We start from the raw sequence: 25,379 nt of genomic DNA on the forward strand, positions 1-25,379 counted from the left end.
ATGATTTTGCTGTTATTATGAAATTCTATACCTAAATAACCTAAGCTGCCGATAAGCTTAAGTGAAATAATCTGCTCCTGTGCACTAACGCACAAAGCCGGCACGGGCTAACATTTCCATGGTGACGCCACCGCTCTTGCTGTCCTTGCCATCATAATTCATCAAGCGTTCAAGATAACGGGCGATTAAATCCACTTCGATATTCACCTTATCGCCCGCTTGCAGGCCGATTAACGTGGTTTCACCTGCGGTATGCGGCACTATGGTCAAGCGGAATCGACTGCCGTCCACTTCGTTAACCGTCAGACTCACGCCATCAATGGTGATGGAACCTTTATGGGCAATATAACGCCCAAGCTCTGCGGGTGCGGCTAACCAAAACTCGATGGCTTGACCACGCACTAGGCGTTGCTCAACTATAGCAATACCGTCTACATGGCCGCTGACCATGTGTCCGCCTAGGCGTGTGGTTGGGGTGACGGCTTTTTCAAGATTAACCTTAGTGCCCACTTTGTAGTGAGCAAAGCCGGTTAGACTCACGGTTTCGGCAGAGACATCAGCCACATAGCCGTCGGCTAATTGCTGCACAACCGTTAAACACACACCGTTGGTGGCAATACTGTCGCCTAAACGCACATCGTTTAAATCCAGTTTGCCGCTCGCGACGGTAAGGCGAATATCATCGCCTTTACGCTCCAGTTTTCGCAGGGTGCCAACGGCTTCAATAATCCCAGTAAACATGGTTAACTCACTTAATTAAATAAAGAAGTAATAAGGCATAAGACTCAAGGTTAAACGGTTATCTTGCTCCAATTCGATTTAGATAAAGAGGTATCAAGCATAACGCTCAAAGTTAAACGGGTATCTGGCCCTAATTTGCGCTCATCTACCAAAATTAGTGCAGGAATGTGTGCCATGGTTTGATAATCGGGCAATTGCAGCAGATTACGCCCATACCCACCGAGGATTTTCATCGCTTGGTACAGCACTAACTCATCGGCAAGCCCCTGCGCTAAAAATGCGCCCGCTAAGGTTGCACCCGCTTCCACCAGCACGTGATTACAGCTTTGGCCTAAATAGCTTAATAGTTCAGGCAATGAGACGCGACCTGCAATTGCAGGTAACACGAGGCAACTCACATGGGAGGGCAATTGTGCTTGAAACTCTGCGGAATAAGCCACGGTCGAGACCAAGAGTATGGGCGATACGATAGCCAAGCAGGCGGCCGATAACGGCAAACGGGCGCGACTGTCGAGTATCACTCTTAATGGCTGCAGTAATTGCGCCTCGGTTACACTGTCTTTTAAGCTGCCAAGTTCCTGATAACGCACATTGAGTGAGGGATCGTCCGCCAGTATGGTTTCAATTCCCGTGACCAGTGCACAAGAACGTAAACGTAATCGCTGCACGTCGCGACGAGATTCTGGACCGGTTATCCATTTAGACACACCGTTAGACAGCGCGGTTTTACCATCGAGACTCGCAGCCAATTTTACTGTAACTCTGGGTAAACCCGATTCCATCCGCTTCATAAAGCCTAAATTCAAGGCATAGGCTTCATCGCGATGTAATCCCACATCCACTTCAATACCGGCGTCACGCAGCATTTGAATGCCACGACCACCTACTTGCGGATTAGGATCTTCCACCGCGACCACCACACGTTTAACGCCAATATTGATCAGCGCCAAGGCGCAGGGCGGCGTGCGGCCATAATGGCTGCAGGGCTCTAAAGTGACATAGGCCGTTGCGCCGCGGGCGCGTTCGCCAGCCATACGTAGCGCATGCACTTCGGCGTGGGGTTCACCCGCTTTTTGATGATAACCTTCACCGATGATTTGATTATCTTTAACGATAACGCAGCCCACACAGGGATTGGGTCTTGTGGTGTAAAAGCCTTTGCGCGCCAATTGAATCGCGCGGCTCATCATTTGGGTATCGAGTACGGACCAACTTATGTTCAAGCTCATGTTCAACCCTGTTGTTAAAGGTTTCGGCTTTCACCAGTCTTACAAACCTGTCTTTTAAATTTGTGCTTTCACGCCAATCGCTCGTACACGTCTGCCTTGTCGGCGACAAAACTCAATGACTACTTTTGCAGCTTGGCGATGGCTTCGCCAAATTCAGACACGTCTTCAAAGGCGCGGTACACAGAAGCGAAACGAATGTAGGCGACTTTATCTAGGCTCATCAATTGCTCCATCATTAAGTTACCCACCATTTCTGACGGCACTTCCCGCTCGCCAGTGGCGCGCAGAGTAGACTTGATTTTGCTGAGTGCTTGCTCTATTTCATCCATAGATACGGGGCGTTTTTCAACGGCGCGCAACATGCCACCTTGGAGTTTTTCTTCATCAAAGGGTTGGCGTGAACCATCGCGCTTAATCACCCTAGGCATAACTAATTCGGCGCCTTCGAAGGTGGTAAATCTTTCATGACATTCGGTGCATTCTCGGCGACGGCGCACTTGGTGGCCTTCTGCCACTAATCGGGAATCGATGACTTTAGTATCTGTCGCGCTACAAAATGGACAATGCATTGAGCCTCCTGCCAGTGAATGGTGGTAAAGCGTTAATGGCTTTACCTGTTAAATCTCAGCCAAACACAATGGATTTAAGCCTAAGATTTTACCAATAAAAATGGCCGCTAAATGCGGCCATGGGATTTTATCCTATTTATGGGCTGAGGTTAACTACCTGAGCTTAACAACCTAATGTTAATTACTTGATGTTAAGTACCTGATGCTAAATACCTGATGTGATAAGTATCAAGTCTGTCGGCGGTCAATCTCGGCCATTCATCTACTAAACGTAGATGCATAGGCAAATTAGCCGTAAACAGGGAAACGTGCGCAAAGTGCCAATACTTGGCCTTTAACACGCTCAATCACAGCAGGATTGCTTGCATCATCAAGGATGTCACAAATCCAGCCCGTCAGCTCTTTCGATTCCGCTTCTTTAAAGCCGCGGCGCGTAATGGCTGGCGTACCGATACGCACACCAGAGGTCACAAAGGGTGAACGTGGATCGTTTGGCACTGAGTTTTTGTTCACAGTAATGTTAGCGCTACCTAAGGCGGCATCGGCTTCTTTACCCGTTAAGTCACGACCAATCAGATCAACTAGCATTAAGTGGTTGCTGGTTCCGCCAGAGACGATTTTGTAACCGCGCTCAAGGAACACTTCAACCATAGCTTTAGCGTTGTTAACCACTTGCTGTTGGTAAACTTTAAATTCTGGCTCTAGGGCTTCTTTGAACGCCACCGCTTTACCGGCGATAACGTGCATCAATGGGCCACCTTGACCGCCTGGGAATACCGCAGAATTCAACTTTTTGTACAAGTCTTCATCGTCAGCAGCAGATAGGATCACGCCACCACGAGGACCCGCTAACGTTTTGTGGGTCGTAGATGTCACAACGTGCGCGTGTGGTACTGGGTTTGGATAAACGCCCGCAGCAATAAGACCGGCAACGTGCGCCATGTCGACAAATAAATAAGCACCGATTTTGTCTGCGATTTCACGCATTTTTGCCCAATCAACGATACCTGAATAGGCAGAGAAACCACCGATCATCATCTTAGGCTTGTGTTCTATGGCAATACGTTCCATTTCGTCGTAGTCGATTTTGCCAGACTCGTCGATACCGTAAGGAATGATGTTGTACAGTTTGCCAGAGAAGTTAACCGGTGAACCGTGGGTCAAGTGACCACCGTGGGCTAAGTTCATGCCCAGTACGGTATCGCCAGGTTTTAACAATGCCATGTAAACCGCGCTGTTTGCCTGTGAACCTGAATGAGGTTGTACGTTAGCGTAAGTTGCGCCAAACAGTTCTTTCGCACGTTCAATCGCTAAGGTTTCAACTACGTCCACATACTCACAACCACCATAGTAACGCTTGCCTGGATAGCCTTCAGCGTACTTATTGGTTAACTGTGAACCTTGCGCTTCCATCACGCGTGGACTGGTGTAGTTTTCAGAAGCAATCAGCTCAATATGCTCTTCTTGACGCAGAGTTTCATTCTGAATTGCCTTAAACAGTTCCGGATCATAATCTGCGATATTCATATCTTTTTTCAGCATTGCTTACTCCAGCTGCCAATTCTTATAGGTAGGGTTGCGCGGTATTCTACTCGGAACGCGGTCACAATCCCAGTATTTGAAACATGAAATTCCTGCAGATAGTGCTTGAACTTGGCTCATTGTCGAGTTGAGTTCGGCGCGCAATCGAGTAGAATTAGCCGCATCATTAGTCACTTAAGATAGAGAAAAATGGCTCAGTTTGTTTACAGCATGCTGCGGGTGGGTAAAATTGTTCCGCCTAAGAAGCAGATCCTTAAAGATATTTCTTTAAGCTTTTTCCCCGGCGCCAAAATTGGCGTACTCGGCCTCAACGGTTCAGGTAAGTCGACACTACTACGCATTATGGCGGGTATCGACACCGAAATTGAAGGTGAAGCGCGCCCAATGCCAGGATTGAAAATCGGTTACCTGCCGCAGGAACCTAAACTCGATCCGAATCAAACCGTGCGCGAAGCGATTGAAGAAGCGGTAGCAGAGGCAAAAAATGCCCTGACTCGCCTCGATGCCGTTTATGCCGCCTACGCCGAGCCGGATGCCGATTTCGACGCCCTTGCAAAAGAGCAAGGCGAACTCGAAGCCATTATTCAAGCTCAAGATGCCCATAACTTAGAGTACGTCCTTGAGCGCGCCGCCAACGCACTGCGTCTGCCAGATTGGGATGAAAAAATCGAAGTGTTATCCGGTGGTGAACGTCGCCGCGTAGCGATTTGTCGCTTGCTGCTTGAAAAACCAGAAATGCTGTTACTGGACGAACCCACTAACCACTTGGATGCTGAATCTGTGGCGTGGCTTGAGCACTTCCTGCAGGAATATGCTGGTACTGTGGTCGCGATTACCCACGACAGATACTTCCTCGACAATGCTGCTGGCTGGATTTTAGAACTCGACCGCGGTGAAGGTATTCCGTGGGAAGGTAACTATTCTTCATGGCTTGAGCAAAAAGATGCCCGTCTGAAGCAAGAATCGGCTACCGAAAGCGCTCGCCAAAAGACCATTGCCAAGGAATTGGAATGGGTACGTCAAGGCGCGAAAGGCCGCCAGTCTAAAGGCAAGGCCCGTATGGCACGCTTTGAAGAGCTGAATACTAACGATTACCAAAAACGTAACGAAACCAACGAGCTGTTTATTCCGCCCGGACCTCGTTTAGGTGACAAGGTTATTGAAGTGAATAACCTGACCAAATCTTATGGTGACCGCGTTTTGATCGACAACCTGTCGTTCTCTGTACCTAAGGGTGCGATCGTCGGTATTATCGGTGCCAACGGCGCGGGTAAATCAACCCTGTTCCGCATGTTATCCGGCGCAGAAAAACCAGACAGCGGCAGTATTGAGCTAGGTGAAACTGTGCAACTGGCCTCGGTTGAGCAGTTCCGCGATTCGATGAATGATAAGAACACCATTTGGGAAGAAATCTCCGGTGGTCAAGACATCATGCGTATCAACAACATGGAAATCCCGAGCCGCGCCTATGTGGGCCGCTTCAACTTCCGTGGTGGCGATCAGCAAAAAATCATCGGCACTCTGTCGGGCGGTGAGCGTAACCGCGTGCATTTAGCCAAACTGCTGCAAGCGGGCGGTAACGTCTTATTACTCGACGAACCCACCAACGACTTAGACGTTGAAACCCTGCGCGCACTGGAAGAAGCGATTCTGGAATTCCCAGGTTGCGCTATGGTGATTTCGCATGACCGTTGGTTCCTCGACCGTATCGCGACCCACATTCTGGATTATCGCGACGAAGGTCAAGTGAACTTCTACGAAGGTAACTACACCGAATATTCGGCATGGTTGAAAAACACCTATGGCGCCGATGTGGTTGAGCCACACCGCTTGAAATACAAGCGGATGATTAAGTAAATCTAGAATCTAGACAAGTGTAAATCTGAGGAGTTTAGCTCGAAAGGGTTAAGCTCCTTTTTTATGGCATTCAGTTACGCTATGAGTGCCGTAGACTTTGGCGCTATTTCAAAGGTGCTATTTCAAACTGACACTATTTCAATTCAAGCTGGCAAAGTAGGCCACCAGCATGTCCATCATCACCCTAAGTGCAGGTTGCATGTGTTTGCGGGATTGATACACGCCATACACACCGAGGGACTGAGGTTTAAACTCAGTTAATAAAGGCACTAGCTGACCCGAGTCTAAATAGGGTTTCGCCGCCCAAACCGGCTGCATAGCAATTCCCTCACCAGCCAGCGTGGCATTGAGCACCACCATAGAATCATTGGCGCTGAAATTACCATTCACAGGCACGTTAAATACTTGACCTTGGTTTGACTTAGGATCGGAGTTCAGCGCTTGAGCCTGTTTCGCCCCTACATCGGTTTTATAAAAGCGCCACATCACATCGCCAAAATAAGAATAGGTTAAACAGTTATGCTGAGTTAAATCCTCGGGATGCAGCACGGCGGCGCGCGCGGCAAGATAACTCGGTGCGGCGCACACCACAGACTCACACTCCCCTAAGCGCCTAGCGATAAGATTGGGATCGAGTTCATTGGTGATGCGAATAGCCAGATCAATACGCTCGGCGACTAAATCGACGGTTTGGCTGCTCACGTGGAAATTCACGCTCGCCTGCGGATAACTGGCTAAATATTGCTGTACCACGGGCGCTAAAATCTGATGCGCCAAAAACTGGGAGCAGCTAATACGCAATAAGCCTCGCGGAATCGCCACAGCGGCATGACTGACCGCCGGCACTTCGTTAGCCAGTTCGAGCAGCCGATGGCAATAGTCCAGCACTTGCTCACCCGCTGGCGTTAAGCTGAGGCTACGCGTCGAGCGATGCAACAACCTAGCACCAGACCATTCTTCCATTTCGCTCAAGTAACGGGTCACCATAGAACGCGACATATCTAAGGCATTGGCGGCGCTGATCATGCTGCCGCGTTCAACAATAGTCACAAACACCTTAGCCGCTTCGAGTCTGTCCATGATTTATCTCCACTCTCGTTCAATCACTCACTTTCAATCATTCGAAGGCTCAATGACATACTCGCGTACCCACATAACTAAGTAACTAGTAATTAAGAATGCAATAGTACACGCAGCTATTCGTCCGATTAATGCAACAAACATGGGCAGATACTCGCATTTATCTATTGATTATTGCAACCTATACTTAACTCACTTTTGCAGCAGCTGCAAATCAATGAATGCTAAATCGAACCTTTTACTCTTTCACCCTGTGACTATAAGTGAGCCCCAAATGAACACATCGACCTATGCAATACGTAACACAGTTAACGCCACATTGAAGGCCTCGTCTAAAATCAGCCTAGCCGCCACCTTGTTGCTGGCGGGACTTAGCGCGGTCAATGCTGCGCCATTACAAGTGAGTCATTTTAATCCGGGCGAAAACAGCATCTTTGCCGTGTCATCGAGCTTTATCAGCGGCGAACACGAAATGATGCTAGTCGATGCACAATTTCAAAATAACGATGCCCAAAAATTGGTCGACACCATTAAGGCCAGCGGTAAAAAGCTGACTCAGGTGTATATCAGCCATAGCGATCCTGATTTCTATTTCGGCTTAGCCGTGATTAAAAAGAATTTCCCCGATGCACAAATCGTCGCGACTCAAACCACTGTCGATGCTATTAAAGCCTCAATGGAAGGCAAACTCGCCTACTGGGGGCCGATTTTAAAAGATAATGCGCCAAGCGAATTAGTGTTACCTAAGGCGATTCACAGTGACACTTTTACTATCGACGGCGAGCAAGTGATTATCAAAGGTTTTAATGATAAACACCCTAAACACACTTTCCTGTGGGTGCCATCGGCAAAAACTATTACAGGTGGCGTGGAAGTATTTGATAAAACGCATGTTTGGATGGCTGACACTCAAACTGCCTCTGAGCGTCAGGAATGGTTAACCCATTTAGATGCAATGGAAAAACTGCTGCCGACCACAGTGATCCCAGGGCACTATTTAGGCGAAGCGCGATTTAATACCCACGCCATCGATTTTACCCGTGAATATGTAAAAGCCTTTGAAATCGCGGCAAAAGCCTCGAAAGATTCAGCCGAATTAATCCAAAAGATGCTGGCACTATACCCACAAATGCCAGCTGATGCAGGACTTGAGATCAGCGCCAAAGTTTACATGGGTGAAATGACCTGGCCTATGTAAGCCCAGCCATATCTATCTCGGCGATTAGATACAAGCATTTAAGTGCAAATAGTTAAAGACAGGCACGTGAGCGATTGCGTGCCATTTTTAGCTAAATAACGGTACCAACCTAACTATTTTAATCGATGTTCTCAAAGGGCTTAAGTCGCTAATGTCGCGACGAACTTAAGCCAAAAGGTTTAACTATGACTCAGCCAACAACCCATCCAACTAGCACAACCAGCAGCACAGCAACGGCCAAAGAGCGCACTCTGCACGCCATTATCGACCCTTTATGTGGTTGGTGTTATGCCGCAGCGCCTTTACTCGATGCCGCCGCAAAAGCAGGCTTTACCATTAAGCTCCACGGCGGCGGTATGCTCACGGGCCCAAGACGTAAACAAATCGATGCTAACTGGCGCGATTATGTTATGCCCCACGATCTGCGTATTGCCGAGCTAACCGGACAACCTTTTGGGGAAAACTATTTTGATGGTCTGCTGCGCGATACCACAATCGTACTCGACTCGGCGCCTCCGATTAAAGCCATGCTCGCAGTCGATGCTATGGGTGGCGACAGTTTGGCCTATCTACACTCAGTACAACTGGCCCATTACCGTGATGGTCACAGCGCCAGTGATGAAGGTAATCTTGCAAGGTTAGCCGCTGAACTTGGGCTCGACCCTATAGGCTTTGCGCAACATTATGCCCAAGGTGAAGACAAGCTATATGAGCATATTGTTGAATCTAGAGCATTACTGAATCTGATGGGTGCCCAAGGCTTTCCTTCAATGGCTATAGAGGATGATGACGGCAACATCACCGCCATTAATATCAACCGCTTTTATGGCCAACCCGCCCAGTGGTTAAACCATCTTGAAACACAGTTTGAGTCGTAATCATGCCAACGCTTAATGGTGTTCCAACAAGCTCTTTAGTGAGTGAGCCTGCTCAGTTAAATCTTCTCGAAACAACAAGACAGGCTGATGCGAATCTTGCACTGGTAAAAAGCACCTATGAGGGAAGTAGCTCAGCCGAGAACGCCAAAAATCTTCAGCTTGCCTTAGCGAGTGACGCACGCTGGACAGAGGCGGCAGGTTTTCCCTATGCGGGCACTTACATAGGTTTTAGTGCGATAGCCGCCAATGTGTTCACCCGCCTCGAAAAAGAATGGAATAACTATCGTGTCGATATCGAAGACTATGTCGCCCAAGGTGATAAGGTTTTTGCCTTCGGTACTTATTCAGGTACTTATGTCAAAACGGGCAAACATTTTACCGCTCGAGTCGCCCATTTATGGAAGATACACAGCGGCAAAATCGTCAGTTTCGAGCAGTTTGTTGATAGTTATACCGTCGTCAATGCCATGTAACTGCCAATACCATGTAAAGACAGTCATGCACTATAGACATGCAATGATGGAATAACTGAACAATGAGGCGGGCAAGTTTAATTTAGCCCGCCCCACGACTTGCCGATGTTAAGCCTTATCCGTATGATTTAGTGTTTTCAATAGGTTGAGCACTTGACATTAAGTACTTAAGATTAGGTACTTGCGATTAAGCGTTTGGATTAAGCGCTTGAAATTGAATTCGTCAAGCTGCACGTTCTAAGACTCATCAACTCAACTGTTTAAAATTAAAAAATGAATAACTAAAACAAGAACAAGGATGCGGTCTAATGCAAATCAATTCGATGCCAGTCGGGGCTCACCCAATCACGCTATCTATGACGCGACTTAGCCGAGCCAGCCAATGGATACTCAAGCAACAGAGAAAATTCACGCCCCTGTTATGGCTTGTCACCGCACTCCCCTTTACCTCACTTGCGTTTATCTCACTGACGGCCAATGCAAGTGAAGCCGAGCTAGAACTAAAAGTTCAAGAAAACAGCGTCACCGATGGCCCTTATGTATTTTTAGATGATGCTCAAAAAGACATAGCCTATTGGATTTGCCAAAGCGAGCTTAAACAAACAAGGATTGCGAAGGCGCAGTTAACTCGCCCTGCCAGTTGCGGTGAATTACCCCAACCGCACCTTCATACACAAACTGTCACGGTTGAGCCAGATACCTTCACCCATGTCAGCAAAATTGTCGCCCTTAGCGATGTACACGGTCAGTTTGATGTAATGATTAACTTGCTAAAAGCCCATCAGATTATCGACAAAGATAACCACTGGGCCTTTGGTGATGGTCATATGGTGATGACGGGCGACATGTTTGACCGTGGTCATCAAGTCAATGAAGTATTGTGGTTTTTATATACCTTAGACCAAGAAGCCCAAGCTGCGGGCGGACGCTTACATCTACTCATGGGCAATCACGAGCAAATGGTGTTTCGCGGCGACTTACGCTACGTCAACGAACGCTATCAAGTCTCGGCAGATTTACTCAAACGCAGCTACGATGCGCTCTACAACAAAGACACCGAAATAGGCCAATGGCTTCGCAGCAAACATACCTTAGTCAAAATCAATAATATCTTGTTTATGCACGGCGGCATCAGCCCTGAATGGGTCGAGCGTAAATTAAATATCAGCGATGCTAACCAATTATTTCGTCAGCATTTAGATGATAAAAAAGCCGATTTGAAGCAAGACGATTTACTCAACTTTTTGTTTTTTACCAATGGTCCAACTTGGTATCGTGGCTACTTTAAAGATGAACTGAAAGAGTCGGATATCGATAGCATACTGAGCTATTTCAAGGTCGATCATATCGTCGTAGGGCACACATCGCAGGAACAAGTTCTTGGGCTTTATCATAATAAAATCATTGCGATAGATAGCAGCATTAAGAATGGTAAATCCGGTGAGCTGTTACTTATCGACGCTGGAAAACTCCGCCGAGGTTTGTATCAGGGTGAGCAGGTTTCGCTATAACCTGCCTCACTACTATCTTTTGCCCCAATACGTGAATGAGCTAGCGCCTTAATCCATGAATGTGCTGGGGCAATAAGGCATGAATGAGCAAGGGTAAAACGGGCGCCCGCCATGGCTCTAAATCGGCATAACGCTCAATCGTATGGCGCTCAATATGCACTCATCTTTATATCCATAAGTTCGCCTGTTCTAATTAACTCTGACTATACTCAAGCCAAGTGCGACTCACCTAAGTGCTGGAGTAGAAATGGGGAAGAAATTACTCACATTATCTAGCTTTTGCTTGTTTCTATTCAGCTTCTATCCCCCTCTGCATTTGCGGGCAGGGAACTCCAATTAGTCGCCACTAACTATCCTCCTTTTTATGCCGATGCTTTACCTGAACAGGGCGGCGTTGCGCAAGTCGTCAAAGAAGCTTTTAAACGCAAAGGTTACACTGCCAGCCTCAAGTTTTATCCCTTCGCCCGCGCGGCTTTACTCGTTAAAACTGGCCAAGCTGATGGCATCATTGGGCTCTGGTATCGTAAAGAGCGCGAGCAATGGGCCCAATATTCTGCGCCTATCCAACCCGTACAAATTGTGTTTTATAAACGTAAAGATTCACCGCTGAGTTTCAGTCAACTTTCAGATCTTAAACCTTTCACTATCGGTATAGGTCGCGGTTACGCTAATCCGCCAGAAATCTTCGCCGCGGGGCTCACCACAGAGGAAGGAAATTCGGATGAGATGAATCTCAAAAAGCTATTTTTAAAGCGTATTGACTTAGTCTTGATTGGCCATAACTTAGCGAGGTATTTAATTAAAAAAGGACCAAGTGAATATGAGGGTGCCTTTGAGCAAGTCGGCCAACCCATAGCGACTGAGGTATTTCATTTAGGGATCTCTTTGGCTGTGGCGGATCATCCGCAGTTAGTGACGGATTTTAATCAAGGTTTAGAGAGTATGCGCCGCGAGGGACGATTAGCGGCAATTTTAAGCCAATACCCTCAGGTTGAAACGACTCAAGCGCCGATTGAAAAACGCGAACTGAAGTCCATCCCTAAAGTCCGTCCAGCTTTTAAAAAGCAATAACAGCACAAAAAAACAGCACAATTCTCGTTGAATTGTGCTCAATGCTCAAAAAACACAATTTCTTTCATTTTCGTTCGCTTACCTTTACAAACTTTTACCCAACTGGCGTACGTTATTCACTAGAATAGCGCCATTAGAGCGATTACCTTTTTAAACTGCCTTTGCGCGAGATAATAATTACAATGAAAAAAACCATTTTTGCCATTGCCCTGCTTGCGATTATCGCCACAGCGGTCAGTTTTAGTGATGTCCTTCAAGCGGCTAAACCCGAGAACGCGCCACATCTTATGCGTACCGTTCCTGTGGTCACGGGTGAAGTGATTGAATATCCATTAGCGCAATCTATCTCTCTTATCGGCAAACTCGCGGCTGAACGTGCAGTGATCATTGCACCGCAAGTCACAGGTAAGATTAAACAAGTCGCAGTGACCTCAAACCAAGCGGTGAAAAAAGGCCAATTACTGATCGAACTCGATGATATGAAAGCCCAAGCCGCCGTCGCCGAGGCCAATGCTTTCCTCAATGATGAAAAACGTAAACTCAAAGAATTTGAAAAACTGATCAGCCGTAACGCCATTACCCAAACCGAGATTGACGCACAAAAAGCCAGTGTTGATATCGCCCAAGCACGCTTATCCTCCGCCCAAGCAGATTTACATTACCACTCGCTGATAGCGCCTTTTGCAGGTAATACTGGCCTGATTAATTTCAGCGAAGGCAAGATGGTCAGCATGGGCACTGAGCTGATGTCGCTAGATGATTTGTCCAGCATGCGCCTCGACTTACAAGTGCCTGAGCATTTCCTATCGCAACTGAGTATTGGCATGCAAGTATCAGCCACCAGTCGCGCTTGGCCGAATGAAATCTTTACTGGCAAAATGGTAGCTATCGATCCCCGCGTCAATGAGGAAACCTTAAACCTCAAAGTACGAGTGCTATTCGATAATCCGAAGAAACGCTTAAAACCGGGCATGATGATGTCGTCAACCATCACTTTCCCAGCGATTTCAGCACCTATGGTGCCAGTACAAGCTCTTGAATATTCAGGAACTAAACGTTACGTATACGTAGTTAGCGCCGACCACATTGCCCACCGCACAGAAGTGACACTCGGGGCACGTATCGATAACCAAGTCTTAATCGAAAGCGGTTTAAACATAGGTGACAAAGTCGTGGTACAGGGCTTAGTCAATATGCGCGATGGCCTGCAAATCAATGAAGTCACGCTCGATGATAAAGCCTCAGCCCGTGCGACAGAGCTTTCAGGTCCTAAAGCAACGGAGACGAAATAATGTGGTTATCCGATGTTTCGGTTAAACGCCCTGTCGTTGCCATCGTTTTAAGCTTACTGCTATGTGTATTCGGCATAGTGTCGTTCACTAAACTGTCGATACGAGAAATGCCCGACGTCGAAAGCCCTGTGGTCACCATCAGCACCAGTTACTCGGGTGCGTCGGCGGCGATTATGGAAAGCCAGATCACTAAGACTTTAGAAGATGAGCTAACAGGGATCAGTGGTATTGACGAAATCACCTCGACCACACGTAACGGTAGCTCGCGTATCACAGTTAAATTCCTCCTCGGTTGGAACTTAACCGAAGGGGTCAGCGATGTGCGTGATGCCGTGGCCCGCGCCCAACGCAGACTCCCAGAAGATGCAAAAGACCCCGTCGTCTCAAAAGACAACGGCTCCGGCGAACCCTCAGTCTATGTGAACTTAAGCTCGAGTGTGATGGACCGTACTCAATTAACGGACTACGCCCAGCGAGTACTCGAGGACAAATTCAGCTTAATCAGCGGCGTGAGTTCTATCAGCATTTCCGGCGGCTTGTATAAGGTCATGTACGTCAAGCTCAGACCCGAACAAATGGCAGGACGTAATGTTACCGCCACGGATATTATCAACGCCCTGCGTAAAGAGAATATCGAAACGCCCGGCGGCCAAGTGCGCAACGACACCACAGTGATGTCGGTGCGTACCAAACGCTTGTACTACACGCCGAAGGATTTTGACTATCTTGTGGTGCGTACCGCCAGCGATGGCACGGCTATCTACTTAAAAGATGTGGCGGATGTGGCTGTTGGGGCACAAAACGAAAACTCGACCTTCAAAAGCGACGGCATAGTTAACATCAGTTTAGGCATTATTGCCCAGTCCGATGCCAACCCTCTGCTCGTTGCCAAAGAAGTGCATAAAGAAGTTGATCGCGTACAAGACTTCCTGCCCGAAGGCACTAGCCTAGTGGTCGACTTCGACTCGACCGTATTTATCGACCGCTCGATTAACGAAGTGTATAGCACACTTTATGTCACGGGCGCCTTGGTCGTACTCGTGCTGTATATCTTCATTGGACAAGCGCGGGCGACACTCATCCCTGCGGTAACGGTTCCGGTATCGTTAATCTCGGCATTTATCGCCGCTAACATGCTAGGTTATTCGATTAACCTACTGACATTAATGGCGTTAATTCTCTCCATCGGTCTAGTGGTGGATGATGCGATTGTGGTGGTTGAAAACATTTTCCACCATATCGAAAAAGGTGAAGAGCCCTTACTCGCCGCCTATAAAGGTACTCGAGAAGTGGGCTTTGCCGTTATCGCCACTACGGCGGTACTGGTGATGGTATTCCTCCCAATTTCATTTATGGAGGGCATGGTCGGACTACTATTTACCGAGTTCTCCGTGATGCTGGCGGTGTCAGTGCTGTTCTCCTCCTTAGTGGCACTCACACTTACGCCTGTACTGAGCAGTAAATTACTCAAAGCCAACGTCAAACCGAATCGCTTTAATCGTTGGGTCGACAGCGGCTTTGCTCGCATGGAAAGCGTTTATCGCGTCGCAGTGACTCGAGCGATTAAACTCCGTTTACTCGCGCCCTTAGTTATCCTCGCTTGTATCGGCGGCAGCGCTTGGTTAATGCAACAAGTGCCGTCACAGCTGGCGCCGCAGGAAGACCGCGGTGTGTTGTTCGCCTTTGTTAAAGGCGCCGAAGGCACCAGTTATAACCGTATGACAGCCAACATGGACATAGTCGAAGACAGACTCATGCCCTTGCTGGGTCAAGGTGTGCTGCGCTCCTTCAGCGTGCAAGCCCCCGCGTTTGGTGGCCGTGCGGGCGATCAAACGGGCTTTGTGATCATGCAGCTTGAAGATTGGGGTACACGCACCGAATCCGCACAGCAAGCGCTTGGGATTATTAGCAAAGCATTGAAGGACATTCCCGATGTGATGGTTCGCCCTATGATGCCAGGCTTTAGGGGCCAATCGAGTGAACCGGTGCAATTTGTGCTTGGTGGTTCCGACTATGCCGAACTGTTTAAGTGGGCGCAGGTGCTCAAAGAAGAAGCCAATGCCAGCCCTATGATGGAAGGTGCCGACTTAGACTACGCCGAAACCACGCCTGAGCTTATCGTGACGGTTGATAAAGAACGCGCAGCGGAGCTTGGGATCAGTGTCGATGACGTCTCGCAAACCTTAGAAGTGATGCTCGGCGGTCGCACCGAAACCACCTATGTGGATCGCGGCGAAGAATACGATGTGTACTTGCGCGGTGATGAAAACAGTTTTAACAACGTTGGCGATCTTAGCCAAATCTACATGCGTTCCGGTAAAGGCGAATTAGTGACGCTTGATACTGTCACCCATATAGAAGAAATTGCCTCGGCACAAAGATTAAGCCACACCAATAAGCAAAAATCGATCACCCTCAAGGCTAACGTCAGTGAAGGTTACACCTTAGGTGAAGGCTTAAAGTTCCTTGACGCTAAAGCCATTGAATTATTACCTAAAGATATTTCGATTGGTTACACGGGCGAATCCAAAGATTTTAAAGAAAACCAAAGCAGTATCTTTATCGTATTTGGTTTGGCTTTACTGGTTGCCTACTTAGTATTAGCCGCACAGTTTGAGAGCTTTATCAACCCGTTAGTGGTGATGTTTACTGTGCCTATGGGTGTATTCGGTGGTTTCTTAGGACTACTGATCACCAGCCAAGGGATCAACATCTACAGCCAGATAGGCATGATCATGTTAATTGGTATGGTGACTAAAAACGGTATCCTCATCGTGGAATTTGCCAACCAATTGCGTGACCGCGGCTTTGAACTCGATAAAGCTATTATCGATGCGTCATCCCGTCGTTTACGGCCAATCCTAATGACAGCCTTCACCACCTTAGTGGGCGCTGTACCGCTAATTTTCTCGACGGGCGCAGGCTCAGAAAGCCGTATCGCTGTAGGTACTGTAGTGTTCTTCGGAATGGCGTTTGCTACCTTTGTGACCTTACTGGTGATCCCCGCCATGTATCGATTAATCTCGGCCACGACCCATTCACCGGGTTATGTTGAAGCTAAGCTCGAAGCGGCGATTAAAGCACAAGAGTTAGCGGCACAAGAGGCGGCGGCAAAACAGCAAGAACTCGCACCTAAAGCCTAGCGCTAATAATAACTGCAGAAGATCACAGAACAAAAAGCCAAGACACTCAGTGTCTTGGCTTTTTTATTGGCGTCTTAATCAAGTTTCCTTGCCCTACATAGGATATTGGGAATTTATCTATCCAATCACAACACAATTTCGGCCAGCGGATTTAGCGCTATACAACGCACTGTCTACCCGGAAAAGTGCGCTGCGCAGACTCTCATTATCTTGAACACAGATACAGCCAAAACTCATAGTCAAATTCAGTTGTTTATCTTGATAGAAAAAATCCGTCGACGCTAAATCTAAACGTAATTGCTCTGCAATTTGATATGTTTCATCTAAGGAGTAACCTTGTAAAACAATCAAGAATTCTTCACCTCCCCAACGTGCAATACAAGCAGCGGATTGCTGTAGCCCTTCAAGTAACCTTGCAACTTGTACTAAGACATCATCCCCACATAAATGACCAAACGTGTCATTAATGGCTTTGAAATAATCGACATCGCACATTAATAAGCAAAGGTCAGAGCCATTTGTGGTACTTAAGGCATTCTCCAACACTGCTTCCGCTTTACGGCGATTAGCGAGGCCAGTCAACACATCGGTATTAGACAAAGTTTGATTTTCATCAATAAGCAATTGTAAATCATGGATATCTCTCATCGTTACTATATGCAAGTCCGATTGATTCTCTGTGGTAATTTGTGCCGTGATCAAAAACCAACGGTACTCACCGTTACGACAAAGAATGCGAGCCTGCATTTCAGCCGTATCGATTCCTGCATTGATACTGCTTTCAACAATTTTTGCCCATCCTTCAACCATAGCTTGGCGCACTAAAGGATCTGGATACACAGTATTAAACCAAGCATCCATATCGGGAATATCGACTAATGTGTAGCCAATCTGTTCGATAAAGGCATGATTAACAAAACGATGGATCCGCTGTATACGGCCAGACATCTCATTCATGCGTGATTCTGAAAGCAGGATTGGAATAGGAATGAAATCTAAGCTTTTAAAGAGAATTACCTCACTGGTATTGCGTGCTGTCATTAACCTTCTCCGCTCAAATTCCAGACAAAGATCTGTTATCACATCCCAAACCTAATTGGGGCTAAAAGATGATAGATAAAATATAATTTAACGTTTGAATTTATTCAGAATTCAATCAAATACAACACGGTTACGGCCATCATTTTTAGCTTTATATAAAACGCTATCAACCCGAAATAATAGACTATGCAAGCTTTCAGCAACTTGATGCCCGACACACCCAAAACTCATGGTCAAATGCATATGCTGGCCATAGGATTGGTAATCCGTGGATTCAATATCACAACGCAACTTCTCGGCAAGCTCTATAGCGACTTCAAGTTCAGTGTTTTCCAGCACGATCAGAAACTCTTCCCCTCCCCAACGTGCGACACAGGAGGCAGAGGGGACATAGCGCTTAAGCTGATCCGCTACTAATTTAAGCACATCATCCCCACACAAATGACCAAAGTTATCATTGATACTCTTAAAAAAATCGATATCACACATCACTAAACAGAGTGAACCTTGTGCATCAGCACTGTGTTCTATGGCTAAAGCGAGGAGCTGTTCCACTTGACGACGATTGGCAAGTCCCGTCAGTAAATCGGTATTAGACTGTCGCTTGTTATCCTCAATCAGTAACTGCAACTGATGAACATCTCTCATAGTGACTATGTTTAAGTTTGATTGATTTTCTGTGGTAATTTGAGCTGTGATTAAAAACCAACGATATTCACCATTGCCACAGCGAAGGTAAGTTTGAAAACCTGCGGTACTCAGCCCCTGTTTTTCACTTACATACACAGCCCTATCCCAATCAAACATCGCTTTATCTCGAAGGATTGGCTCGGGATAAACAGTATTAAACCAAGATTCAATATCGGGTATGTCCGACATGGTATAACCCAATTGCTCAATAAATGCATGATTCATAAATCTATGCACCCTATGAGTGCTTGGGCGACGTCCTTCAACGTCCAAGGCCTCAGATAATAGAACTGGGATAGGTATATAATTTAAACTTTTGAATAATAAGACTTCACTATCTTCTGAAAAAAGTCGACGCATCCGTATCTCCCCATACAACGAATAACATAGAGATAACATTTAGTGTGATAGAACCACATATGATTTGTGAGGACAAGAACTCACTTAGGCTGTCGTCGATATAAAAACGCTACAATCGCACATCGTAAAATCAGAAAGTGACTTTGAGTACATCTAAAATGATGGAATCACAATTACTTAAGGAAAGCCTAATGAAAAGTGTTTGTTTGAAAAGACATTGATTCCCTTTGTTCGGATGCTCGTTTTTCGTACTACTCAGTAGTAACAATATTCAATAGAAGCTTTGAGATGATGGGATTTAGCGGAAGAATAGATGCGTAAACGTCACCATTCATAACTCTCTGCTTATGAATAGACTGTGGTCTACTCAATGATGAAGTTAATTTTACTTCCTGCCATGCCTCGATTGATTTCGACAGCACCCAAGAGGCAGCAAAGCAGCAGGAACTCGCACCTAAAACCTAGCTTTTCACGTCTATACAAAATGTAGAAATTACATAGAAAAGCCAAAGTACTTAGTATCTTGGCTTTTCATTTGCGTCTTAAGCGTTTTTTGCTTTATTGGCTAAGCCTAAAAGTAAACCTAAGCCAACGCAAAGCAGTGCACTTAACGTAATCACAATACCTAAATGGTGGATGATTCCCGCGCCGCCTAAACCTAATCCCAACAGAATATAATAAAATAGTCCAAAGAGTGCGCCAGCAGAGCCCGCATAGGTGCGGTAGTTTGCCAGAGCAGAGCTTAGTATGTTCGGAATTGCGATACCGTAAGCCATCACAATCAATAGCATAGGGGCTAGAAAGTAAACATTATTCAGCCCAATAAAGGTCGATTGAAGGAGCCAAATGCCCAGTCCACCGACAAGTGCAATAGCACTGGCTAAGCGAACGAGTTGTGCGCTGGTGTGGCCTCGACCCAGCATTATTTTATTAACATAACTACCAAGGAAAGCACCAAAGCCTAACAGTAAGCCACTAGTACCAAACGCGAGTGTCGATAAGCCTTGCGCCTCAAACATAAATGGCGCCAGTGAAAAGTAGCTAAACCACATTAGGTTAAACGCCGCCACCAACAAGCTGCTCTTAATAATCTCGCTGTCGGTAAGCATCTTAATCGCTAACTCGCCTATCGCGATTTTCTGGGTATGTGTGGGTTTGGTTTCGGGTAAAGATTTTACCGACAAAAACAGCAGCACAATTGCAGAGACCATGAGTGCGGCAAACACACCTTGATATCCCCAATACGCACTGAGGATACTGCCCAATAGCAATCCGATGACAGGGCTTATCCCAAGTGACATTCCCATCACAGAAAAGACTTTGGCTAATTCTTCGCCGCTATAACTGTCACGCATCATAGTTTGGGTAATCACAGAACCCACTGCCGCGCCAAAAGCCGACAATATGCGGGCCAGCAACAACAGGCTAAAATCGCTCACCATCAAGGCTAACGCAGAGCCAATGGCATAACATACTAATCCCGCGAGCATAGCTTTACGGCGACCAATAATGTCGGCTAAGCGGCCCCAGCAAAATACGCCGATAGCAAAAGCAATAAAGTACACAGATAAGGTTTGCGATGCGCCAGCAATCGACACTGCAAAGTGTTCTGCAATATTAGGCAACGCTGGGCTATAGATTGTTTCCATAATTTGCGGAAACATCATTAGCAGCACAGCGAGCCCTAAAGGGGGTTTTATATTCATGATTTTTAGTCCATTTCAGCACTCCAACAAATGAGTTGGTTTACCGAAATGTCACTCCATACTTGTCAAAGATGGCGCAGTATAGATAAAATCCAAATGTGACAATTAACAACACTTAGACAAAAAACATCAAAAATAGGACAAGATGGCCTTTATTCAACCCGAACAACTATTTAATCCAGATCTGCTGGATAATCTGGTTATTGGCATTGCCGCCAATATGGGCGAACACGACTCGGGAATGCATCACCACAGGAAGGCACAACTGCTTTATGCTCCAGCAGGATGCATGACATTCACCCTAACCCAGACTCAGGTGGTATTACCGCCGACGCGAGCCGCTTGGCTGCCAGCAGGTGTCGAGCACAGCGTCAGAATGCATAATGTCGTCGCCTATCGCTCACTCTACTTTGAGCCAGAAACCGTCAGCTCATTGCCCGATAAGGTCACTATTTTCCATGTAAACCCACTACTCAAAGCCTTAATCGACACTATGTCGTTTTGGCCTTGGGACAAACCAAGAAGCAGTCAACACAATGCTTTTTCGCTGCTCTGCGAAGAATTGGGCAATGCCATGGAAGAAAATCTGGCTTTACCCCTCCCACAGGATAAACGTTTAACAACCTGGCTTGCGCAACTACTGCAACATCAGAAACCGCCAGCCAATCTTAAGGATATGGCAGTAGAAATCGGAGCCAGTGAACGCACAATTAGCCGCATTTTTAGCGCACAAACGGGCATGGCTTATCAAGCCTGGCGCCAGCAATGGCGCTTACTTGCGGCCATAGAACAATTAGCAACGGGAACCTCGGTGGCGCAGGTGGGCTTTAATTTACAATTTTCCAGCGACAGTGCCTTTATCAGCTTTTTTAAGCAATATACCGGCACTACTCCAGCACAATATTTCAAATAAGTACTGGCTCGACTGACTTACAATCGTCGAATCGAGCCTTGCCTCATATGCACTTTCATGACGCTAGCTGCGACGTTAGGCTTTCAAAGCTGGCGTGGCAGAAGACTTAAACCAAGCAAGCGGTTTTTGACGGCGCGTTAACATGTTTCCGAGCGCGACCAGCAAAAGTCCCGCGCTTGAATACCAAGTCCACTGATAATCCTCAAACACGCTCGATACGCTCAGTGCCACCACAGGGGTAATCACCAACAGATACGCAGCGGCATTAGCGCCAATTCGCTCAACCAAGATCAAATAAGCGGTAAAGCCAACCACAGAGGCGATAACGGCTAAGTAGAACAAGCTGCCAAGATAGCTGGTTGTCAGCGGTAAACTAAAACTTAAATCTTTAAACCAAATGATGAGCAATAACGCCGCACTGCCATAGCACATGGCATATGCTGTCGAGGTAAAGGGCGACATATTATCGCGCGAGTTGCGCATACTGATCATGTTACCAATCGAGAAAAACCACGTACCTAGCAGCGAAAACAATAAGCCCCACACTAAATTTTGTGACCACTGAGTCGCGAGCAAATCGGCACCAAAGAGTAAGCTAATGCCCCCCAGACCGACACCGACGCCTAACCAAAAATTACGACTGGTGGGCGTACCGTAAAAAATGCGGCCATGTATCGCATTAAAAATAGGGGCAGTGGCCATAATCACCGCCGTTAAACCGCTGGCGATATAATGGGTTGCGGTATAAAACGCGATAAAGTTCAAACAAAATAGACACACGCCTTGTAGCGCAAACCAAGGATGCTGCCTAAGCTTTACCGCTTGCAGCTTGTTAAAGGCAAAGCCAATGGTGAACATCAAGAGACTCGCAATCGCAAACCGATAGAAAATCGAGACTTCCGTCGCCACCTCACCGTGCTGCCACTTAATGGCAATCCACGAAAAACCCCACACAAAAATCATCAGCAAATACATCACAGCAGCCATAATGAGTCTCCTACACCTTCATAAAATGCTTAATGAGGCAAACTATACAGCGATGGCTTTCGTCCTTATGTCACCATCTTGTTGGCCATAACACGATATTGCGGTTTTAATCGCGAGCGGACGTTGAGCCACGCCCATAAGTGCGATAATTTGGAAAGACAAAATGCTTAGCCAGTGAGATCACTAGGAACCCATGGAGCCCAAATACATCAGTTTTGATAAATCCGCCAAAACCTGTATTCGTAAACAAGCGATTACGGAGGATTTATCTTGGGCTCATTATCAAAATGCGAGCGAGCGTCTGTATTACCAAAACGATGCACAACATACGCTGAGCATGTATCTGGATGGCGGCTACGAAACCCACAGAACCGATATCAAGGCCGACTATGGCGCGCCCAGTAAGTTTTGTCTTATGCCCCAAGGTAGCGAGAGTCGTTGGCAACTGGGACAACCGCAGCAGTTTATGCATTTGTATTTTAGCGATGAACATCTTAAAAAATTGGCGGTGCGAGTCTTTGATAAAGATCCACGCCAAGTGCGTTTACCTGAGTTGACCTTTGTCGATAATCCGAGATTAGAGGCGCTGTTTCGGCACCAAGTTGCGGGGCTCGATTGGCAGACGAGGGATCACCATCTGATGATGGAACAAGTAACCGACACTGTACTGGTGACTTTGCTGCAAAGTTCAGGCTTTAATTTGTCGGTGGGGCCAATTAAGGGTGGGCTCGCACCTAAAGTGGCTAAAGCGATCAAAGAGTTTATTCATTGCCATTCCCATCGGCAGATTTACTTGTCTGAGTTGGCCGAGCTTGCCCAACTGAGTGAGTACCATTTTTGTCGCATGTTTAAATGCCAATTTGCGATGACGCCGCAGGAGTATTTGCTGCAAGTGCGCATTGAAAAGGTCAAACAAAGCTTGAGTCATTCAACGCAATCATTGACCGAGATCGCCCTCAATAATGGCTTTGCCAATCAAAGTCATATGGGGCGTTACTTTAAAAAACTCAGCGGCATGTCACCGGGCGAATATCAAAAATACCATAGAAGCTAACATACGCTTTGGGTTCACCATATCAACGGCTGAACCCAACACTCTAACATCCTTGAAAACCCCATTGCCTCGATATGCTATAGTGCCCTTACTCCCCTAGCCGTTGGAAAACGCCTTGAAGAAAATCGCTTTATTTGTCGATGTACAAAACATCTATTACACCTGCCGAGAAGCCTATGGTCGCCAATTTAATTATCGTAAACTGTGGCAACACTTAGGTTACGAAGGTGACATAGCCTTGGCCGTGGCTTATGCCATCCATAAGGGCGACGATGGGCAATTGAAATTCCAAGACGCACTAAAGCACATAGGTTTTGAGGTGAAGTTAAAACCGTTTATTCAGCGCAGCGATGGCTCAGCCAAAGGCGATTGGGACGTGGGGATCACCATAGATATTATGGAAGCAGCGAGTGAAGTGGATACAGTGATCTTATTGTCTGGTGATGGCGATTTCGATTTATTACTGCAAAAAATTCATCAAAAATATGGCGTTGAAACCCAAGTGTATGGAGTCCCTACCCTAACGGCTAAATCCTTAAGGGATGCAGCCTCTCAATTTCATCCCATAGATGAGGCGTTATTGCTCTAGTCACAAGACAAAAATGAGGCGATTCATCACACTAACCGCATCAAACACCTTAGCCATATTTAAAGGCCACTTTTTGATAATACAAACAACACACTAGTGATAGGTAATGTCCGTATACATAGGGGCGAGACGTTTTAGAAAGGCATTACGGGTCGATAGCGGAATATGTTGCTCTTTCATCGATTCAATCAAATGGCCGACTAAGGCATCGAAATCCGCTTGAGTAATATTCAAGCCTCTATGACTGTGCTGCATACTTTCGCCGTGATACACGCAGCCGCCATCGGCAACCAGACAAAAATGTTCGATGGCGCGCGCCCGAAACAGGGCAATATCTGTCTCTTGGAAGTGATGCACTATGCGTGGATCTGTGGCGATACGTGCCAGCAAGCCATCGACTATCGCCGATATGCCGGCTTCACCACCGAGCTCTTGATATAAGGTTTGCTGGCTTGCGGTTTGGCGACTCGAGTGAGTTTGTGATGCTGAGGTTTCGGTCGTTTGCACCGCACAGCCAGTGAAAAAAAACACTGCGACCAAAGGTATTAGCTTCACCCGTAAACGCCTCATAACGCTCCCTCCACCGACAGGTACCAACCCCGTTGCTCTTCAAATCCTGCAATACTGCCCAAATTCGCATAGGCCGTAACCACGGAAAGATGCTTATTGATAAACCAAGCTAAAAACACATCTTGCCAATCATCCTCACGGGCAAAAGCTAACTCATCGGGTTTCTGGCGATATTCGATACCCAGTGCCACATTATCCGTCAGCAATACCGCGGCAGAGGCTTCGAACACAAACTGGTAATCATGATTGGCTTGGGTACCAAAACCCAATAAACCCGTTTGATTCGCCTTGGTCGCGCGCACGGTCCCATTGAGTAATACATTTCGTCCCGCTACCGCATCAAAAAATACTTTGCTGGCAGCAACATACACATCTAAACCCCAATCATCCCGCGCCCCAACCGCCTGAGGAATCGCAAAGTCATCGACTCTTTTATACTGGGCACCTAAGGTAATTTGCGGCATAGCCGTATAAAGTAGCTCTCCGGCAAGCTTGTATTTTACGCCGAAGATATCTTGGCCTAACTCGCCGCCCATAGTATCTAAATCAAAGGTTTGCCGCGCAACGCTCAGCTCGAATCGATTATCAAAACTCAAAGAAGCGCCGATCACTTTCAGCGTAAAATCATCGACATAGACACCCGTCGCCATCGCCGTTGCCGACCATTCACCGCTACTACCATAACCGTTGATCACGGCCCATGGCACTATGCCACCGCCAGCACTGCCTTCAATCATCGTCCCGCCGCCAGTCGCGACCACACGGCTACCTTCAGCAAACGTAGGAACAGTGCCCAATAGTAAAAATAGGCAAGACAAAGCCTTAACATAAGTCCAAGTTAATGAATTCAACTTCAATGCATTTATGGAAATGTTCACTTGATGC

The 25,379-nt window shown here is 46.8% G+C and carries 22 protein-coding genes; 11 read left to right on the plus strand and 11 right to left on the minus strand.

What is annotated here, in order from left to right; genetic code table 11:
* Nucleotides 1-84: 84 nt before the first annotated feature.
* From L5M10_RS09945 to glyA, 4 genes are all read right to left on the minus strand, one after another.
* Nucleotides 85-741 carry a riboflavin synthase gene (locus L5M10_RS09945; RefSeq protein WP_263146994.1) on the minus strand — a complete coding sequence of 219 codons (657 nt, stop codon included), beginning with the start codon at nt 739-741 and terminating at the stop codon, nt 85-87.
* A gap of 50 nt (nt 742-791) precedes the next feature.
* Nucleotides 792-1,970: a bifunctional diaminohydroxyphosphoribosylaminopyrimidine deaminase/5-amino-6-(5-phosphoribosylamino)uracil reductase RibD gene (ribD, locus tag L5M10_RS09950; protein WP_263146993.1), complete on the minus strand. Its 1,179-nt coding sequence runs from the start codon at nt 1,968-1,970 to the stop codon at nt 792-794.
* A 119-nt stretch (nt 1,971-2,089) separates the two neighbouring features.
* Nucleotides 2,090-2,539, minus strand: coding sequence for a transcriptional regulator NrdR (nrdR, locus tag L5M10_RS09955; RefSeq protein ID WP_006082643.1), 450 nt, complete (start codon nt 2,537-2,539; stop codon nt 2,090-2,092).
* A 288-nt stretch (nt 2,540-2,827) separates the two neighbouring features.
* A complete protein-coding gene (gene glyA / locus L5M10_RS09960; protein ID WP_263255216.1) occupies nt 2,828-4,081 on the minus strand; it encodes a serine hydroxymethyltransferase in 1,254 nt (417 codons plus the stop codon).
* A gap of 189 nt (nt 4,082-4,270) precedes the next feature.
* Between glyA and ettA the strand changes: the two genes are divergently transcribed.
* Entirely contained in the window at nt 4,271-5,938 is a 1,668-nt protein-coding gene (gene ettA, locus L5M10_RS09965) for an energy-dependent translational throttle protein EttA (protein ID WP_263140202.1), read from the plus strand.
* A gap of 138 nt (nt 5,939-6,076) precedes the next feature.
* On the opposite strand, the gene L5M10_RS09970 is transcribed toward ettA, so the two are convergent.
* Complete coding sequence (locus L5M10_RS09970) at nt 6,077-7,018, minus strand: LysR family transcriptional regulator (protein WP_263235812.1); 942 nt, start codon at nt 7,016-7,018, stop codon at nt 6,077-6,079.
* A 274-nt stretch (nt 7,019-7,292) separates the two neighbouring features.
* Here L5M10_RS09970 and L5M10_RS09975 point away from each other — a divergent pair, with 274 nt between their 5' ends.
* The 7 genes from L5M10_RS09975 (at nt 7,293) to L5M10_RS10005 (ending at nt 16,584) form a co-directional block, all read left to right on the plus strand.
* Entirely contained in the window at nt 7,293-8,216 is a 924-nt protein-coding gene (locus L5M10_RS09975; RefSeq protein ID WP_263235814.1) for an MBL fold metallo-hydrolase, read from the plus strand.
* Between the two features lie 185 nt (nt 8,217-8,401).
* Nucleotides 8,402-9,094 carry a DsbA family protein gene (locus tag L5M10_RS09980; protein WP_263235815.1) on the plus strand — a complete coding sequence of 231 codons (693 nt, stop codon included), beginning with the start codon at nt 8,402-8,404 and terminating at the stop codon, nt 9,092-9,094.
* 2 nt (nt 9,095-9,096) lie between these two features.
* Nucleotides 9,097-9,567 carry a nuclear transport factor 2 family protein gene (locus L5M10_RS09985; RefSeq protein ID WP_263235816.1) on the plus strand — a complete coding sequence of 157 codons (471 nt, stop codon included), beginning with the start codon at nt 9,097-9,099 and terminating at the stop codon, nt 9,565-9,567.
* Nucleotides 9,568-9,875: 308 nt separating this feature from the next.
* Nucleotides 9,876-11,078, plus strand: a complete 1,203-nt coding sequence (locus L5M10_RS09990; protein WP_263235817.1) for a metallophosphoesterase — start codon at nt 9,876-9,878, stop codon at nt 11,076-11,078.
* Nucleotides 11,079-11,357: 279 nt separating this feature from the next.
* Nucleotides 11,358-12,149: a substrate-binding periplasmic protein gene (locus L5M10_RS09995; RefSeq protein ID WP_263208855.1), complete on the plus strand. Its 792-nt coding sequence runs from the start codon at nt 11,358-11,360 to the stop codon at nt 12,147-12,149.
* Nucleotides 12,150-12,331: 182 nt separating this feature from the next.
* Nucleotides 12,332-13,441, plus strand: coding sequence for an efflux RND transporter periplasmic adaptor subunit (locus L5M10_RS10000; protein WP_263181193.1), 1,110 nt, complete (start codon nt 12,332-12,334; stop codon nt 13,439-13,441).
* Nucleotides 13,441-16,584 carry a multidrug efflux RND transporter permease subunit gene (locus L5M10_RS10005; protein WP_263255217.1) on the plus strand — a complete coding sequence of 1,048 codons (3,144 nt, stop codon included), beginning with the start codon at nt 13,441-13,443 and terminating at the stop codon, nt 16,582-16,584. The genes L5M10_RS10000 and L5M10_RS10005 overlap by 1 nt, the downstream gene beginning before the upstream one ends.
* Nucleotides 16,585-16,701: 117 nt before the next feature.
* Here L5M10_RS10005 and L5M10_RS10010 read toward each other — a convergent pair whose 3' ends face one another.
* The 3 genes from L5M10_RS10010 to L5M10_RS10020 all read right to left on the minus strand — a co-directional run bounded on the left by L5M10_RS10010 (nt 16,702) and on the right by L5M10_RS10020 (nt 20,381).
* On the minus strand, nt 16,702-17,625 hold the full coding sequence (locus L5M10_RS10010) for a GGDEF domain-containing protein (protein ID WP_219254128.1): 924 nt from the start codon (nt 17,623-17,625) through the stop codon (nt 16,702-16,704).
* 111 nt (nt 17,626-17,736) lie between these two features.
* Entirely contained in the window at nt 17,737-18,540 is an 804-nt protein-coding gene (locus tag L5M10_RS10015; RefSeq protein WP_197018086.1) for a sensor domain-containing diguanylate cyclase, read from the minus strand.
* Nucleotides 18,541-19,217: 677 nt separating this feature from the next.
* A complete protein-coding gene (locus L5M10_RS10020) occupies nt 19,218-20,381 on the minus strand; it encodes a multidrug effflux MFS transporter (protein WP_263146970.1) in 1,164 nt (387 codons plus the stop codon).
* 145 nt (nt 20,382-20,526) lie between these two features.
* Between L5M10_RS10020 and L5M10_RS10025 the strand changes: the two genes are divergently transcribed.
* Nucleotides 20,527-21,294 carry an AraC family transcriptional regulator gene (locus tag L5M10_RS10025; protein ID WP_131523569.1) on the plus strand — a complete coding sequence of 256 codons (768 nt, stop codon included), beginning with the start codon at nt 20,527-20,529 and terminating at the stop codon, nt 21,292-21,294.
* Nucleotides 21,295-21,369: 75 nt separating this feature from the next.
* On the opposite strand, the gene L5M10_RS10030 is transcribed toward L5M10_RS10025, so the two are convergent.
* Entirely contained in the window at nt 21,370-22,281 is a 912-nt protein-coding gene (locus L5M10_RS10030; protein ID WP_263146966.1) for a DMT family transporter, read from the minus strand.
* A 193-nt stretch (nt 22,282-22,474) separates the two neighbouring features.
* On the opposite strand from L5M10_RS10030, the gene L5M10_RS10035 reads away from it, so the two are divergent.
* Nucleotides 22,475-23,335: a helix-turn-helix transcriptional regulator gene (locus L5M10_RS10035; protein WP_168822879.1), complete on the plus strand. Its 861-nt coding sequence runs from the start codon at nt 22,475-22,477 to the stop codon at nt 23,333-23,335.
* A gap of 115 nt (nt 23,336-23,450) precedes the next feature.
* Entirely contained in the window at nt 23,451-23,924 is a 474-nt protein-coding gene (locus L5M10_RS10040) for an NYN domain-containing protein (RefSeq protein ID WP_006082658.1), read from the plus strand.
* 93 nt (nt 23,925-24,017) lie between these two features.
* On the opposite strand, the gene L5M10_RS10045 is transcribed toward L5M10_RS10040, so the two are convergent.
* Both L5M10_RS10045 and L5M10_RS10050 read right to left on the minus strand, forming a co-directional pair.
* Complete coding sequence (locus tag L5M10_RS10045) at nt 24,018-24,494, minus strand: group I truncated hemoglobin (RefSeq protein WP_263255218.1); 477 nt, start codon at nt 24,492-24,494, stop codon at nt 24,018-24,020.
* On the minus strand, nt 24,491-25,372 hold the full coding sequence (locus L5M10_RS10050) for a DUF3034 family protein (RefSeq protein WP_263255219.1): 882 nt from the start codon (nt 25,370-25,372) through the stop codon (nt 24,491-24,493). The genes L5M10_RS10045 and L5M10_RS10050 overlap by 4 nt, the downstream gene beginning before the upstream one ends.
* Nucleotides 25,373-25,379: the final 7 nt, after the last annotated feature.

The organism is Shewanella sp. SM32, from assembly GCF_025654235.1.
Lineage (GTDB): Bacteria > Pseudomonadota > Gammaproteobacteria > Enterobacterales > Shewanellaceae > Shewanella > Shewanella oncorhynchi.

Bases quoted from the DNA above. Each gene is read 5' to 3' on its own strand.
- L5M10_RS09945 (WP_263146994.1), bottom strand. From the start codon at position 741: ATGTTTACTGGGATTATTGAAGCCGTTGGCACCCTGCGAAAACTGGAG.
- ribD (WP_263146993.1), bottom strand. From the start codon at position 1,970: ATGAGCTTGAACATAAGTTGGTCCGTACTCGATACCCAAATGATGAGC.
- nrdR (WP_006082643.1), bottom strand. From the start codon at position 2,539: ATGCATTGTCCATTTTGTAGCGCGACAGATACTAAAGTCATCGATTCC.
- glyA (WP_263255216.1), bottom strand. From the start codon at position 4,081: ATGCTGAAAAAAGATATGAATATCGCAGATTATGATCCGGAACTGTTT.
- ettA (WP_263140202.1), top strand. From the start codon at position 4,271: ATGGCTCAGTTTGTTTACAGCATGCTGCGGGTGGGTAAAATTGTTCCG.
- L5M10_RS09970 (WP_263235812.1), bottom strand. From the start codon at position 7,018: ATGGACAGACTCGAAGCGGCTAAGGTGTTTGTGACTATTGTTGAACGC.
- L5M10_RS09975 (WP_263235814.1), top strand. From the start codon at position 7,293: ATGAACACATCGACCTATGCAATACGTAACACAGTTAACGCCACATTG.
- L5M10_RS09980 (WP_263235815.1), top strand. From the start codon at position 8,402: ATGACTCAGCCAACAACCCATCCAACTAGCACAACCAGCAGCACAGCA.
- L5M10_RS09985 (WP_263235816.1), top strand. From the start codon at position 9,097: ATGCCAACGCTTAATGGTGTTCCAACAAGCTCTTTAGTGAGTGAGCCT.
- L5M10_RS09990 (WP_263235817.1), top strand. From the start codon at position 9,876: ATGCAAATCAATTCGATGCCAGTCGGGGCTCACCCAATCACGCTATCT.
- L5M10_RS10000 (WP_263181193.1), top strand. From the start codon at position 12,332: ATGAAAAAAACCATTTTTGCCATTGCCCTGCTTGCGATTATCGCCACA.
- L5M10_RS10005 (WP_263255217.1), top strand. From the start codon at position 13,441: ATGTGGTTATCCGATGTTTCGGTTAAACGCCCTGTCGTTGCCATCGTT.
- L5M10_RS10010 (WP_219254128.1), bottom strand. From the start codon at position 17,625: ATGACAGCACGCAATACCAGTGAGGTAATTCTCTTTAAAAGCTTAGAT.
- L5M10_RS10015 (WP_197018086.1), bottom strand. From the start codon at position 18,540: ATGAATCATGCATTTATTGAGCAATTGGGTTATACCATGTCGGACATA.
- L5M10_RS10020 (WP_263146970.1), bottom strand. From the start codon at position 20,381: ATGAATATAAAACCCCCTTTAGGGCTCGCTGTGCTGCTAATGATGTTT.
- L5M10_RS10025 (WP_131523569.1), top strand. From the start codon at position 20,527: ATGGCCTTTATTCAACCCGAACAACTATTTAATCCAGATCTGCTGGAT.
- L5M10_RS10030 (WP_263146966.1), bottom strand. From the start codon at position 22,281: ATGGCTGCTGTGATGTATTTGCTGATGATTTTTGTGTGGGGTTTTTCG.
- L5M10_RS10035 (WP_168822879.1), top strand. From the start codon at position 22,475: ATGGAGCCCAAATACATCAGTTTTGATAAATCCGCCAAAACCTGTATT.
- L5M10_RS10045 (WP_263255218.1), bottom strand. From the start codon at position 24,494: ATGAGGCGTTTACGGGTGAAGCTAATACCTTTGGTCGCAGTGTTTTTT.